The following is a 14930-nucleotide window of genomic DNA, read 5'->3' on the forward strand; positions in this document are numbered from 1 at the left end:
AAGCTCGATATTTTGAATAATTGTTATATTATAACATTTCATCAATTTTGCAATAGCATCACTCCTTTTGTTTTTTGTGTTGCTTTAAGATCAAGTTCCTCAGCTATGTTAAAATTGATCTCTGTGATTCTCGTTATTTAAATATTCTGAAAATATCGAGAATTAAAATTAAGATCGATCACAGAGTTCCATGGTATGCCACCGCTTCAAAAAGATATTTCAAAACCGATCATTTTCTATGGATTGCTGTTTTTTTATTTTAATTTTTTTATTAACTTAATCACTGACGATCGTGCAAGTTGGTCATTGGTTTATATTCCTTTGGCTTTATTCATCTTATATTTATTTAAAAATAGAACACTCTATATTCACCCGCTCATCTTGATTATTGGTTTTTCTTCTGCGCTCTGCATCAGCCTAAATGAATATATTTTCCATGCCAATCAAGCTTCGACAGACCTTGAATTTAACAAGCAAGCAGATAAATATCTTTCTCAATTTTTGTATATCATCCCGCTGATTTTTCTCGGAACTTTATTCAAATTTTCAAACTTTACATCTGAAACATTTAAAAAAATAATCTTCATAACGATCGTTTTTTCAATCATTTTTAATAGTTATTTAAATATTCAATTTGGTTTTGATCGAGGTTTATTAATTTCAGAATTTAAGTCGATCATACTCTATGATTATTGCGTAATCGCCCTAAGTCTAATCGGATTGGTGTTTAGCTTCAGACTCAAAGGAAAATTCGCTTTTTTATTTATCAGTTTATGTCTGGTCAATATCACACTCATCGTATTGCACGGAAGTCGTGGCGCTTGGCTAGGTATTCCTATTGCACTGCTGATGATCTCACTTTATTTTTATAAAACGCATTTAAAACAAGTACTTTATATGCTATCCGCATCGCTTGTACTCAGCGTAGGTATCTGCTTGATGCCTCATTCTCCGATAATCGAGCGAATTGACTTGCTAAAAAGTGATGCTTCTTTAATGGAGCAGAATAATTATGATACCAGTGTCGGTACACGATTTGCACTATGGCATTTCGCAATTGAACAATTTCAACAATCGCCCTATGTTGGACAGGGTTTTATCAATTTTAAAAATAAAATCTGTACACCTAATGCGGAAAATGAAGTTCCAAATTGCCAACCACATGCACACAATATTGTATTTCAAGAGCTCGCTGCACATGGTTTGTTAGGGTTTTTGAATATCTTAATATTGGCATTCGCGACACTTTATTATTTTACAAAAAATATGATTCAGAAAAACAATCCATCAACGCAACTTCTCGCATTTTCAGGTTTAATCAGTAGCGTCTATCTCATCATTTGTAGTATGAGTGATTACTTATTGTTTTATTCTTTCCCAACCATGTTTCTTTTCTTAATCACATTAAGCTTAATGAACATTATTTATATTGAAAATATAAACACCACTCACAACAATGGCGTTTGATTTTTATTTTTACTATTCAAAGAAACTGAGCATGCCTTTTACCCTTTCTCATGCTGTACTTGCACCACCCATTGCTAAACTGACTGGTAATCGCTTACCGATTGCTGCTTTAGCGATTGGTACAATGACACCTGATCTTTATCGTTTATTGGTCGATACTGAAATTCTGTTAAATCATCAATGGAAAGGCATTATTTATCCTGATTTATTGGTGGGTTTACTCTTCTGTTTTCTTTGGTATTGCTTATACCGCCCGATGTTATTTAAATTTTTTAGCATTGCTAAACCTTTAAATATTCACTCATTTTCAACATTTTGTCAGTTTTTACTTTCAATGGTGATTGCCATTCTGATTGGTACAGCAACACACATTATTTGGGATGGTTTAACTCATTTAGATTTCAGAACCTTTGCATTTCATGAGTTTTTGGCACAACCCGTAATCATTTTGAACCATGAATATCCAATGCATAAGGTTCTGCAAATCGGCTGTTCTGCGCTTGCTTTGCCTTTTTTAATTTGGATGGCTGTACATTACTTTTTTAAATATAGGATAAAACAAGATTTAAATACCTTAAATCACAAAGCATCATCATTTGCTTGGCTTTTATTCATCAGCACACTCTTTAGTGGTTGTATTTATTATGTTTATTTTGCACAACAAACAGCTTTCTCAGCACAAGATACCGATCTATATCATTTGATTGGCTTTTCTATAAAAGCATTTACTCGTGGTGCGATCCTCTGTCTTACTTTAGGTTGCATCATCTTTGCCTTTTTGAATCATCGAAAATATTTCGATTAATAGCGTTATTGCCGATTTAATCACTCATTTTTGATGAGATTGAGCTTAAATTTATTTGAGAATATGCTGCTTTTGGACTCAAGTCCTTGTGACTCATCGCTCAAAGAGGCATAATCTCACATTACATTTTTAGGCGATGCGCTGTTTACGTATTCGCTTCCTTAACCCATATAGTTGGATTTTTAACGCCATGATGCGAACTCATTATTGCGGTTCTTTAACCGAAGCTCAAATTGACCAAACCGTAACCCTTTGTGGTTGGGTACACCGTCGTCGTGACCACGGTGGTGTGATTTTCCTTGATATGCGTGACCGTGATGGTCTCGTTCAAGTGGTTATCGACCCAGATACCCCAGAAGCATTTGCAACTGCGGACAAAGCACGTTCAGAATTTGTATTAAAAATCGTTGGTCGTGTACGTCGTCGCTATGAAGGTACTGAAAATGCCAATATGGTGAGCGGTCAAATCGAAGTTTTAGGTAAAGAAATTGAAGTTCTTGCTGCGTCTGAAACTCCACCATTCCCATTGAATGATGAAAATTCAAATATTTCTGAAGAAATCCGTTTGAAATATCGTTTCCTTGATATTCGTCGTCCAGAAATGTTAGATCGTTTACGTTTCCGTTCTAAACTCACCAACTTAATTCGTAACTATTTCGAAGAAAATGGTTTCTTAGACGTTGAAACACCAATTTTGACACGTGCGACCCCAGAAGGTGCACGTGACTATTTAGTGCCAAGCCGTGTTTCAAATGGTAGTTTCTATGCACTTCCACAATCACCACAATTGTTCAAACAATTGCTCATGGTGGGTGGTATTGATCGTTATTACCAAATTGCTAAATGTTTCCGTGATGAAGATTTACGTGCGGATCGTCAGCCTGAATTTACCCAAATCGACGTTGAAACATCGTTCATGAGTGACGATGACATTATGGATTTGATGGAAACTTTGACAGTTAAAATGTTCAAAGAACTTCTAAACGTAAACTTCGATAAATTCCCACGTATGACCTATGCAGATGCAATGCGTGATTATGCATCGGATAAACCAGACTTACGTATTCCTTTGAAATTGGTTGACGTCGCAGACATGATGCAAGACGTTGAATTCAAAGTATTCGCTGGTCCTGCTAAAGATCCTAAAGGCCGTATTGTTGCACTTCGTGTACCGGGCGCTGGTTCACTTCCACGTAGCCAAATTGACGAATATACAAAATTCGTGGGTATTTACGGTGCAAAAGGCTTGGCTTATATCAAAGTCAACGAACTTGAAAAAGGTATTGAAGGTCTTCAATCTCCTATCGTTAAATTCATCGAGCCGATCGTGCTTGATTTGTTGAAACGTGTTGGTGCTGAGAATGGCGATATCGTGTTCTTTGGTGCAGATAAAGCGAAAATTGTGAATGATGCAATGGGTGCTTTACGTATCAAAGTTGGCCATGACATGAAGATGGCAACTTGTGAGTGGGCGCCTCTTTGGGTTGTTGACTTCCCAATGTTTGAAGAAACTGATGATGGCAAATGGACATCTGTTCACCACCCATTCACACTACCAAAATCAAGTGTTGAAGAAGTGAAGAACAACCCAGGTGCTGCACTTTCAGTTGCTTATGACATGGTATTGAACGGTACTGAAATCGGTGGTGGTTCTTTACGTATCTTCAACTTAGAAATGCAAAAAGCAATTTTTGAAGCTTTAGGAATCAATGAAGAAGAAGCAGAAGAGAAATTTAGCTTCTTGTTAAATGCATTGAAATTCGGTGCACCTCCACACGGTGGTTTAGCATTCGGTCTTGACCGTTTAGTGATGTTGATGACAGGTTCATCTTCAATCCGTGATGTGATTGCATTCCCTAAAACCAAAACTGCTGAATGTCCATTGACTCAAGCACCTGCACCAGTTGAACCAAATCAATTGCGTGACTTAGGTATTCGTCTACGTGAAAAAGCAAAAGCTGAAGAAACTAAATAATTTTTAATGATTTAAGTCAAACCCTGCTCTGCGCAGGGTTTTTCTCTTTTTATACATGAATTGAGATAATTCCTCATCAATGGCATAATATTCAAGTTAATTTATAAGGTGAAAACCGATGGCTATGCGTCCTGCTGTTCTTCGTCATACAATTATTATCATTGTATTTTCAGTGGTCCAATGGGGATTTATGCGCTATATCTTAAGCCATCAACTTTTTAATTTGGATACTTATCAACGTATTGTCTATTTCAGTACGAGTAGTTTTATCGCTGGGTTTTGTATCATTTCAGCACTGATTTACATGGTCTTAAAAGGTAATGCAGATCGAGATTAAGCCTAAATAAACCTATGTATTCCTTACTTAAAAATTTTTCGCGTTTGCCTTTAAGGGTCATCCAGACTCTTGCAAGCGCTATTGGTACGTTATTATATATCAGTAATTCTTCTGCAAAACGTACGACTGAACTGAATATAAAAGCAGTTTATCCCAAACTTGATGATCATCAACAACAGCAGTTAATTAAATCAAGTTTAAAAAGTCAAAGTATGACTTATGCAGAATCGATCAAAATTTGGGGTTCATCTCCTGATTTTGCACTGGCACAAATCAAAGAGGTTCATCACCCAGAGATTTTTCTGAATGCCTTAAAGAATCCCAATGGTACTTTAGGCGTTGTTCCTCATTTTGGAACTTGGGAACTGATGAATGCATGGGTGAATCAACATACTAACCCTGTGATTATGTATAAACCAAGTAAAAATAAAGATTTAGATCGTTTCATGCTGGAATCACGACAACAGTTGAATGCAACACTTGTACCTACAGATGATTCAGGTGTGCGGGCTTTGTTTAAACATTTAAAACAAGGAGGCTTCTCAGCCATTCTGCCTGATCATAATCCTAAAGCGTCTGGCGGAATTTATTCACCCTTTTTTGGATTGAATGCATTTTCATCAACCTTACTTTCTAAACTTGCTGCAAAGACACAATGTTCTGTTGTAGGATTAACATGTATTCGTCGCCCAGACTTATCTGGTTTTGATCTGCATTTCACCGAGTTATCTGCAGATATTAATTCCAAAGATTTGCAACTTTCTGTCGATACCTTAAATAAAGAAATGGAACGAATGATTGATGTCGCCCCAGAACAATACCTATGGGCATATAAACGATTTCGGAAATTGGAAGGTGGGAAGAATTTGTATAAATAATACAAAACTGAAGATAAAACTAATTGCCTTCTTACTACATTTATATATGCTTCTATAAAATTTTGAGTGACATTCGCCTAACATCTAGGATTGATAACACTACTTCTTTAAACTATATTTCTTTTAAATTCAGGGGTTAACGTTTGGATAAAATCAAAATTGTGTTAGCAATGCCAAGTCATAGTAACTTCGCCACACCGATTCAAAAGAATCTCAAGTATCATAATTTCGATATTGAGTTTATAGATAGCTCTCCTGAACATTTAAAACGGATAAAACTTCCTTTATTTCATTCAATTTATCATTACTTTCGTCAATTTTTTTTCGCAGATTCCACTTATAAAGCTAAATTAAAAAGAAATTTAAAAAATGAGATCATAAACCATAGAATTCAAAAAGCTATCATTAATAATCAATCAGATTATACTTTAGTGATTCGCCCTGATTTATTTTCTCTAGAACATTTAAATTTACTGAAAACAAAAAGTAATCACAACTTTATTGGCTATCAATGGAATGGTTTAGGCCGCTTTCCAGATACCTTGTTGTCCATTAATAAATTTAATCGTTTTTTTGTTTTTGATAATATGGATTTATCAAATTCTGAATATAGAAAATACAACTTAATAGGTACAACAAATTTCTATTTCGATATGTATCATCCACAACCTATTGCACATCAAGGAACAATTGCTTATTTCGTAGGATTACATTTTGATGAACGATCTAAATCGTTAGATTGTTGTGCAAAAGCATTAATTAAACATGGAATTCAATTGGATTTTAATATCCGAGCACTCAAGAATATTAAAAAAGCGCATGCTCAATATAAAACCACAGAAATTAAATTTCTCAAAAGAAATATTGAATTTGATGAAAATATAACTCGTATTAATCAGGCGGACATATTAGTCGATGTGGTTAATCCAGTACATCATGGTTTATCTTTTCGTACATTCGAAGCTTTATACTATGGGAAAAAACTAATTACTAACAATAGTGCAGTTCAATATTACGACTTTTACCATCCAAATAATATTCTTATATGGGATGGTCAAGATCTTTCAAATATTTCTACTTTTTTAACTAGCCCATATGTGCCAATAGATAAAAAAATTGTAGAAAAATATAGTTTTGGTAATTGGATCAAAAATATATTAGATCTCCCCCCTTATCAAACGATTGAATTACCAGATATTAATTCAATTAACACCTAGATTAGCAAAAAATTGAGTAACAATCCTTGAAGACAAAAAGTTCAAAACGATTTTTATTGTTGATAAGAATTGATAAGATATGAGTATTGAACATCCATTGTTGCCGGTGAATCTATATGACACATGATACCATTAAAATTTTTGTAGGTTGCGATCCGAATAACTGCGACCTTGAACAAATGATGGTTCTGGACTATAGCATCAGAAAAAATACTCAACATCCTGTAGAAATTACATGGATGCAGTTAAGTCATGATCAAAATAGCCCTTGGTACTCTGATCAAATCAAACACACTGGTTGGTGTACAGAAAAATGGGCAACACCTTTTTCAGGCTTTCGCTGGGCTATTCCTGAACTATGTAATTTTCAAGGTCGTGCAATTTATATGGATGCAGATGTTATTGTTTTAACTGATATCGCAGAATTATGGAATACTGCTTTTGATCAAAATACAATGGTCATCGCAAAGGGTGGAAAAAGTACGGCTCGTTTATGTACTTGCATATGGAACTGTGCAGTTGCTGAAAATTATTTACCCAAATTACAGCAATTAAAACAAGACCCTAATGCTCATAAAAAATTAATGAAACTGATTAAAGAACAATCAAATTTGGTACAAAATTATACAGATAACTATAATTGTATTGATGGTGAAGAACTTCCTATAAATGAGATTAAAATCCTTCATTATTCAGATATGGGGACTCAATTTAGTCATAAGTATTCTATACCAAGGCTTAAATTGGATGGCCAGAAACATTGGTTCGATGGTGAAATAATGCTTCATCCTCGACCAGATTTGACAGCACTTTTTGACCAATATTACCAAGAAGCAATCGCCGCTGGATATAAGTTGAAAGATTACAAAATTTCTGCTTATGGCGATTTCTTAAAAGCAACCCAGATTAATTATCATGGAAATAAAATCACTCGCCCCGATAGTCAAGATAATTGGTTTAACCGAACGATTGGTAAAATAAAATCAAAAATTAAAGGCAATAAGTTTTCCTTAGATGATTAGTTATTCAACGTCATCCCTCTAACTATAAATTTTTATTAAGTTAATGTTACCTATTAATATAGAATTAGATACATTAACTTAATTCATTAATGGCAATTAAACTATTTTAAATAGGTATGTTTCATGAGTAATTTTTTTACAGATACGCTATTAAGAAACATATTTAAATATTTATACAAAATATCCCATCATAAATCATTTAACCATAATCGTAGATATTGGCCATACTTTAAAGTTATAAGAGATCAAAATGGTTACTTAAATCAAGTATTTTATAAAAATAAAAAATTGCAGACAATACAACACAATATAAATCTGATAATGATACCTGCATTATTGTTGCAACTGGACCATCTGTTAAAACTCTAGATTCCGCATTATTCCAAAAGAATGAATATGACTATATCGGACTTAATGGAGCAATAAGTTTAAAAAACACTCCTTTCAAATATTATATAATTATTGATCATAATTTTATTGAAAATAAATTTGACCTTGTATTAATAATTATTAATAATCCTCAGTGTACATTTTTTACAACAGCACGATGTTTAGAACTTATTTTGAGACAATATGATGCTAATCAAATCCAATGTACTTTAAAAATTATAGAAATTATTACAGAAAATAAAATTGAGCACTTCATGGGTATTAAAACAACACTAACTGAACACCTTCCTCATGCATACGTAGAAAATGATATTGGTTTTTCAACAAAAATTTTTGATGCTATTTATGATTATTATACTGTCGCATATGTTGCTTTACAAATTGCTTATGCTTTAAATTATAAACACATTCTTATTGCTGGATTAGATATGAACAATTTTAATCAGCCACGATTTTATGAATCGAGTGAAAACAAACAGCCTACTCGGCTTGAACAAGACTTTGTAAAAATTTCAAATGCCTTTCATACCGCTGCAACTTTTTTGGACAAACAACATGTTCAGGTCATTAACCTTTCTGCGCAAAGTGCTGTTCAAGCTTTCATAAAACTAGATAGTCAGAATTTTATTTAAAATATTAGAAATCTATAAAGGACCCTTTAAAATACATACCTTTATTATAATATCGGCATAAATAGTTACGCTCTTTACCGGCAAGCTTTATCAATTTAGGATATTCATCCGCAGGATAATTAATAGCCATATCAATCAAAAATTTTTCTTTCACCCAACGATTTTTCACTTGATAATAGAAAGCATTTTCATCACAATCAATTAAAGTAATACTTGGGAAAGAACGTCTTAGTACTTTTTGACATGCAACATAAGCAACTAAATACTCCAAGTTACCAATTCTTTGAAAAATATCTTTTGTATTAGACTCTGTAACTTTTATATTTTGTATATAATTTTTTGGACTCTGCTGAATCGCTAGATATAACTCATCAAACCAATATTTAAAGAAAATATTATGCTTAATACTAGCCAACAGCCAGTTTTCTAAAACTGGATAATTTAGATTTGTAGTATTTTTCTTCCGATAATAAGAAAAACTTTCTGTTTTATTCTTTTTCATAAGCTCAGGAATCCAATCTAAGCTTTCATACACAATAATACTGGCATCTAACCAAATACCACCGTGATGATATAAAAGATCAAACCTTAATAAATCTGCTTTTTGCTGAGGTGTTGCATCTACCAATTGTGAAAAATCAATTTGACTATATTGCCTTACATTTTCGGGACTTAATACATAAACTTCATAATTTGGATTTTTATTACGAATATTATCGACACATTTTTCAACAAATTCAGGAAAATGACCTTCCCAATATAGCCAAATTTTCTTTGGCAATTCAATATTTTTTTGTACTGGATTAAAAATCAACAGACCAGCATAATTATCAATTTTATTGTTTTTATATCGAACTTTATAATAATACATCATATTAAATTTAGCCCAATAATATAATTTCTTAAAAAACTTCATATCAACAACCTACTTTTTAAATCAAAATTAATTAGCTAAAATAGCCAAATAGAATATTCACAATAGGCTTTACTAAATAACCTTCGCTTTTAAATAAAAATATATTATTTTTAAAAATATAGGTGCTTACACGCATACATCCGATCTCGCCACATACGCTTCTGTTTTTTAAACCCATAAGAAGCATCACGATTTTCTTTCTCTTTTCGAGAAATTCCCTGCGTTGCAACAGTGCCTAAGATATCACTGTCCAAACCTGCTGGCTTAACAAAAGGCGGCCAAACAGCTAAACCTTTACCATTTTTACTAAGCCATGTTTGGAAAAAAATATCCACGGGCATGGTCATGGTTTTACCCATTGCAATAAATTCTTCAGCACCCTTTCTAGACCAAATTAGACCTAAGCCCCGGATCGGGAAATAATAGGCATGCCATAAAGCAAAATCATTAAATTTCATAATATCTTTAGAAAGTTTTTTCTTTTTTGCTGCTAAATTAATCAGATACCAATCTAAATTTTGATGTGTATTTAAATATTCTAAAACATCATCTACAGACTTTTTAAAATCTTCTGTTATTTTCATATCATCTTCTAAGACAACTAAATAATCTGCATCACTTTGTAAAAACTTTTCCACACATCCGTAATGACTTAAATAACAGCCTAATTCAGAATTGAGTAAACGGCGTCCCAAAGCTTGTTGTGTTGCTTGATCATCATAATTTTCAAAAGATGACAGTTCTTTGCCACGACCATCGTATGCTGAAAAACGTTCAAACGGCCAATTCACAGCCTGTAATTGCGCAGTTGCTCTCGCAAGTCGCTCATCACTACCCTCTAAATTAATAAGATAAGTTTCAACTTTCATGCGTTACTTCCAATTACAAACTTTATTAAGATGAAGAAATTATAGAGTGAGGTAAATAACCCTGTAATTTTTCGATCATTGCGTTTCGAACCTGCTCGGCATGCTCAGAATCAAGCTGATCAAGGCTTTGAATACAACCAAATTTAATGTTTTCATCTTTTAATTCATTTAAAAATTTGACCATACCATTGGCATTTTTTAAGTATGCAATCTTGATATCATCACTGAGTTCGGCTTGATTGATTCTGATTTTTAAATGATTGGCTAAGCCCACAGGTAAAAATTGAAAAGCACTTCGAAAACGGTGTTGAATTTGTGCCTTTAAAATATCAGGTTGCTTTTCAAAAAAGCCACTGAACACTCTTTTATCCAATAAATGAGGGCGATGATGTATTTCATAATATTTATTAAAATCAAGCATATCAGCGCTTAGCATTTGTGCAATCGTATATTTCGGCTGAAGTTTTTTTCCAAAATATTGATTTAACATTTGACGAAATTTAAACTTGGTTTTTACGATGGCATTACTCTGCCAATGACCATAAATTTTGACTTGATCTGCATTTAGAAAATCTTTCAACTCAGATGTGCCATTAAAGAAAAAATCATCATTTAAATAAATAAAATAGTCAGACAACTGTGGGATTTTCCACAACATGGTTTCAATCGTCAGTGAATTAAACGTCGGTAAACATTCTTCAAATCCCTCGAACAACACATGATGATCAATGATTTGAATTTGACCAAGCTCACAGAGATTTTCCTTTTCAAAATCATCAATAAACTCAGGTCGCTGTTGATCCGTCACGATGTAAATATTACCGCAATATGGAACATATTTTAAAATAGAGGCAATAGAAAAATAAATTTCATCATCGCTAGCAAAACGGGTGTCGGCAACGGCATCCTGAGCAGGACATTCACCAAGATATTGCTGTCGTTTCAACCGATGCTGTTCATCATTCCCATCAACCCAAGCAATGACAAAATCTATTTTCTGCATTCCATCGTTTTCCTTCAGATCGCTTTCAATATATTTAAACCACTATTGCCAAGCATCTTTAATCCATTGAGAAGGCAATACATAACGATACCATTTCCCGCCACCGCCATTGACCGCATCGGGTGGATTGATTTCACCATGAAAAATAATAATTTTGGCATTTTGTGGTTTCACAGGTGGCTTAAAATAAGCCAAAGGTACGTTCTGCAAACAATGATACTTATAACTCTTGCACCACTCTTTCGGCCAGTAGCTTAATTTTTTCTGCTGATCAACATACCATGACAAATATTCTTGTTCATTTCTAAATTTATGCTGAATTTCAGCAAAATTCTCACGAAAATAGGAGAGAATTTTTGGCAATGAGCCTAATGTAAAGCGATAGACTGAACTATTCCCTGTGACACGCCATGGTCGTTTCCAATCATGAATAATCAGAAAATCACCAGGATGAGTGAAAAAATCATCAATATTATCAACAATTACGACATCTAGATCTAAAAATAAAGCATTGCCTTCTAAACCATATAAATTGGGTTCAAAAGTTGAAAGCTTATTCCATCCACGTTCAGGACTCCCTTCAGGTAATGCCAAAGGGGGGATCGGAAAACATTGAACTGCCGAATCGATTCCTTCTGTACGATCAGTCAGACAAACCATTTGGAAGTCTACAGTGCTATGACGTTTCACCATGTTATACAGGCGATTAACGTATTCAGCACCATATTTCGTGCCCCATTTCATACACAAAACAATATTTTGATGTGATGTCACAGCCTTATTTTGCTGAAGACTTTCATTACTCATAATGGTTAGACCCTAAATGACTTCTCTCTGCGCGCTCATCAGTCTCAGATTAAGTAAATGCTATCGCTGTTGAATAGGTTGTTTTTACAATTTAGAAAATTCAAATGATTCTAAATGTGTAAATTTCAGACCTCGCTTTAAGCTCACCAGTTTAACATAAAAGTTGATATTCAATGCGCAGTATCCCGTTAAAACGCCTCAATTTACAGTACAGCAATCGTAATCTTGAGTAGCAAGTAATAAAAAATAAATGGTGTTTTATCGCCTTAATCTGATCAAAATGTTAATCGATTTTGTTTTGAATCAACGCATGGTTTCATCCACTGTATAGATGCGTTTAAAACGACACATTGCAATCATTTTGTCATCGATCCTTCATGCGACTTAAACACACTTAATTCACATTAAAAATATGAAAATTAATAAAATATGTGTATATGAAAATTGCAATTGTGGGTACAGGTTATGTCGGCTTGTCGAATGCCATGATTTTTGCACAACATCATGAAGTCATTGCTGTTGATGTGATTCCAAAAAAAATTAAACTGCTCAATCAAAAAATCTCTCCAATCCATGACCCTGAAATTTCTCATTTTTTACAAAATAAAAAATTAAATTTTAAAGCCACCTTACATCCTGACGAGGCGTATGCCTGCGCTGATTTTGTGATTATCGCAACGCCGACCGATTATGACTTAAGTACCAATTATTTTGATACAAGTAGCGTTGAACAAGTGATTCAGGCGGTATTACACATCAACCCCAATGCTGTCATGATTGTTAAATCAACTGTTCCTGTGGGCTTTACCGAAAAAGTTAAAGCAAAATATCAAACTGAAAATATTATTTTTTCTCCTGAGTTTTTACGTGAAGGCAAAGCCTTACATGACAATCTTTATCCTTCACGAATTATTATTGGAGAAAAGTCAGAAAGGGCCCAAGTCTTTGCCGATATGTTAATTCAAGGTGCGCTTAAAAAAGATAGCCCTGTTCTATTTACCGACGCCACAGAAGCGGAAGCGATTAAATTATTTGCCAATACCTATTTAGCCATGCGTGTTGCATATTTTAATGAGCTAGATACCTATGCCCAAATCTATCATCTCAATACCAAACAAATCATTGATGGTGTTTGTCTAGACCCCAGAATCGGTAAATTTTATAATAATCCCTCGTTTGGTTATGGGGGATATTGCCTCCCTAAAGATACTAAACAGTTACTTGCCAACTATGATCAGGTGCCAAGCAACCTGATTAAAGCCATTGTGGATGCTAACAGTACCCGCAAAGATTTTATTGCCGAATCCATTATTCAACAAAATCCTAAAATCGTCGGCATTTATCGTTTGGTCATGAAAAGTGGCTCAGATAATTTTCGTGCTTCGGCGATTCAAGGCGTCATGAAACGTATCAAAGCACGCGGCATAAAAGTGATTATTTATGAGCCGACATTGAGTCAAAAAAGATTTTTTAATTCAAAAGTGATTGAAGATTTAGAAAAATTCAAACAGCGTTCAGACTTAATCCTAAGCAATAGACAATCTGAGGAACTTTCAGATGTTTGGGATAAAGTGTATACCCGTGATATTTTTGGGATAGATGACTAAGCCCCAATAAAGTGCAAACCATAAAAAAGGACTGCAATGAGTCCTTTTTTATGTTGATTGACTTATTTTACATAAGTCAACCAATGTGCATATTTAGGGTCTTTGCCCTGAACAGCATCAAAGAATGCTTTTTGGATTTTTTCAGTAATCGGACCACGTGTACCTGAGCCGATTTCACGGTCATCATATTCACGGATTGGTGTCACTTCCGCAGCGGTACCTGTAAAGAATGCTTCATCTGCAATATAGAATTCATCACGCGTAATACGACGTTCAACCACGTCATAACCTAAATCTTTTGCAATGGTCATGACTGTTTGACGAGTAATCCCTTCTAATGCACCACCTGCTAAATCAGGTGTATGCAATACACCATCTTTGATCAAGAATACGTTCTCACCAGCGCCTTGACAGACGAAACCATTCGGATCAAGCAACATCGCTTCATCATAACCTGATTGAACTACTTCTTGATGTGCCAAAATTGATACGGTGTAGTTACCAGATGCTTTCGCTTTACACATCGTCACGTTTGGATGATGGTGTGTAAATGATGAAGTCTTCACACGAATACCACGTGCCATTGCTTCATCGCCAAGGTAAGCACCCCAGCTCCATGCAGCGACAGTTGCATGAATTGTATTATCAGTAGCAGCGATACCTAATTTTTCAGAACCAATAAAGATAATTGGACGTAAATAGCAAGATGCCAATTTATTGTCACGTACCACATCAATTTGAGCTTGCTCAAGCGTTGCTTGGTCAAATGGAACTTTCATTTGATAAATTTTTGCAGAGTTCAACAACCGTTTTGTATGTTCTTGAAGGCGGAAAATCGCGGTACCATTAGGCGTTTCATAAGCACGGACACCTTCAAAAACGCCCATACTATAATGTAATGTATGAGTTAAGACGTGGACTTTAGCCTCACGCCAATCAACCATTTGTCCATCTTGCCAAATAAAACCATCACGATCAGCCAAGTTCATGGCGCACACTCCAAAT

Annotated in this window: 13 protein-coding genes and 1 pseudogene; 9 read left to right on the forward strand and 5 right to left on the reverse strand. The window is 34.3% G+C overall.

The window, feature by feature from the left end; all coding sequences use genetic code 11:
* The first annotated feature begins 195 nt into the window (after positions 1-195).
* From GGG_RS0104545 to GGG_RS19475, 8 genes and pseudogenes are all read left to right on the forward strand, one after another.
* Positions 196-1467 (forward strand): O-antigen ligase, encoded by a 1272-nt coding sequence (locus tag GGG_RS0104545; RefSeq protein ID WP_010112638.1) that lies wholly within the window; start codon positions 196-198, stop codon positions 1465-1467.
* Between the two features lie 31 nt (positions 1468-1498).
* A complete protein-coding gene (locus GGG_RS0104550) occupies positions 1499-2272 on the forward strand; it encodes a DUF4184 family protein (protein ID WP_010112639.1) in 774 nt (257 codons plus the stop codon).
* Positions 2273-2462: 190 nt separating this feature from the next.
* On the forward strand, positions 2463-4247 hold the full coding sequence (gene aspS, locus GGG_RS0104555) for an aspartate--tRNA ligase (protein ID WP_029574447.1): 1785 nt from the start codon (positions 2463-2465) through the stop codon (positions 4245-4247).
* A gap of 118 nt (positions 4248-4365) precedes the next feature.
* Positions 4366-4584 (forward strand): hypothetical protein, encoded by a 219-nt coding sequence (locus GGG_RS0104560; RefSeq protein WP_010112641.1) that lies wholly within the window; start codon positions 4366-4368, stop codon positions 4582-4584.
* A 14-nt stretch (positions 4585-4598) separates the two neighbouring features.
* Complete coding sequence (locus GGG_RS0104565; RefSeq protein WP_010112642.1) at positions 4599-5462, forward strand: lysophospholipid acyltransferase family protein; 864 nt, start codon at positions 4599-4601, stop codon at positions 5460-5462.
* 143 nt (positions 5463-5605) lie between these two features.
* Complete coding sequence (locus tag GGG_RS0104570) at positions 5606-6679, forward strand: hypothetical protein (RefSeq protein ID WP_010112644.1); 1074 nt, start codon at positions 5606-5608, stop codon at positions 6677-6679.
* Positions 6680-6795: 116 nt separating this feature from the next.
* Complete coding sequence (locus tag GGG_RS0104575; protein WP_010112646.1) at positions 6796-7701, forward strand: glycosyltransferase; 906 nt, start codon at positions 6796-6798, stop codon at positions 7699-7701.
* A 123-nt stretch (positions 7702-7824) separates the two neighbouring features.
* A pseudogene (locus tag GGG_RS19475) lies at positions 7825-8723 on the forward strand (lipopolysaccharide biosynthesis protein).
* Positions 8724-8727: 4 nt separating this feature from the next.
* Here the strand turns inward: GGG_RS19475 and GGG_RS0104585 are convergent.
* From GGG_RS0104585 to GGG_RS0104600, 4 genes are all read right to left on the reverse strand, one after another.
* The gene (locus tag GGG_RS0104585) at positions 8728-9639 is read right to left on the reverse strand and encodes a glycosyltransferase family 32 protein (RefSeq protein WP_010112648.1); all 912 of its coding nucleotides are present in this window, start codon (positions 9637-9639) and stop codon (positions 8728-8730) included.
* 110 nt (positions 9640-9749) lie between these two features.
* Positions 9750-10508, reverse strand: a complete 759-nt coding sequence (locus tag GGG_RS0104590; protein WP_010112649.1) for a glycosyltransferase family 25 protein — start codon at positions 10506-10508, stop codon at positions 9750-9752.
* A gap of 25 nt (positions 10509-10533) precedes the next feature.
* Positions 10534-11511: a Stealth CR1 domain-containing protein gene (locus GGG_RS0104595; protein ID WP_010112650.1), complete on the reverse strand. Its 978-nt coding sequence runs from the start codon at positions 11509-11511 to the stop codon at positions 10534-10536.
* A 42-nt stretch (positions 11512-11553) separates the two neighbouring features.
* Positions 11554-12318, reverse strand: coding sequence for a hypothetical protein (locus tag GGG_RS0104600; RefSeq protein WP_010112651.1), 765 nt, complete (start codon positions 12316-12318; stop codon positions 11554-11556).
* Positions 12319-12755: 437 nt separating this feature from the next.
* On the opposite strand from GGG_RS0104600, the gene GGG_RS0104605 reads away from it, so the two are divergent.
* Positions 12756-13925, forward strand: coding sequence for a nucleotide sugar dehydrogenase (locus GGG_RS0104605; protein WP_010112654.1), 1170 nt, complete (start codon positions 12756-12758; stop codon positions 13923-13925).
* A gap of 62 nt (positions 13926-13987) precedes the next feature.
* On the opposite strand, the gene GGG_RS0104610 is transcribed toward GGG_RS0104605, so the two are convergent.
* Positions 13988-14914: a branched-chain amino acid transaminase gene (locus GGG_RS0104610; RefSeq protein WP_010112655.1), complete on the reverse strand. Its 927-nt coding sequence runs from the start codon at positions 14912-14914 to the stop codon at positions 13988-13990.
* Positions 14915-14930: the final 16 nt, after the last annotated feature.

It is taken from the genome of Acinetobacter sp. P8-3-8, assembly GCF_000214135.1.
Taxonomy (GTDB): Bacteria; Pseudomonadota; Gammaproteobacteria; order Pseudomonadales; family Moraxellaceae; genus Acinetobacter.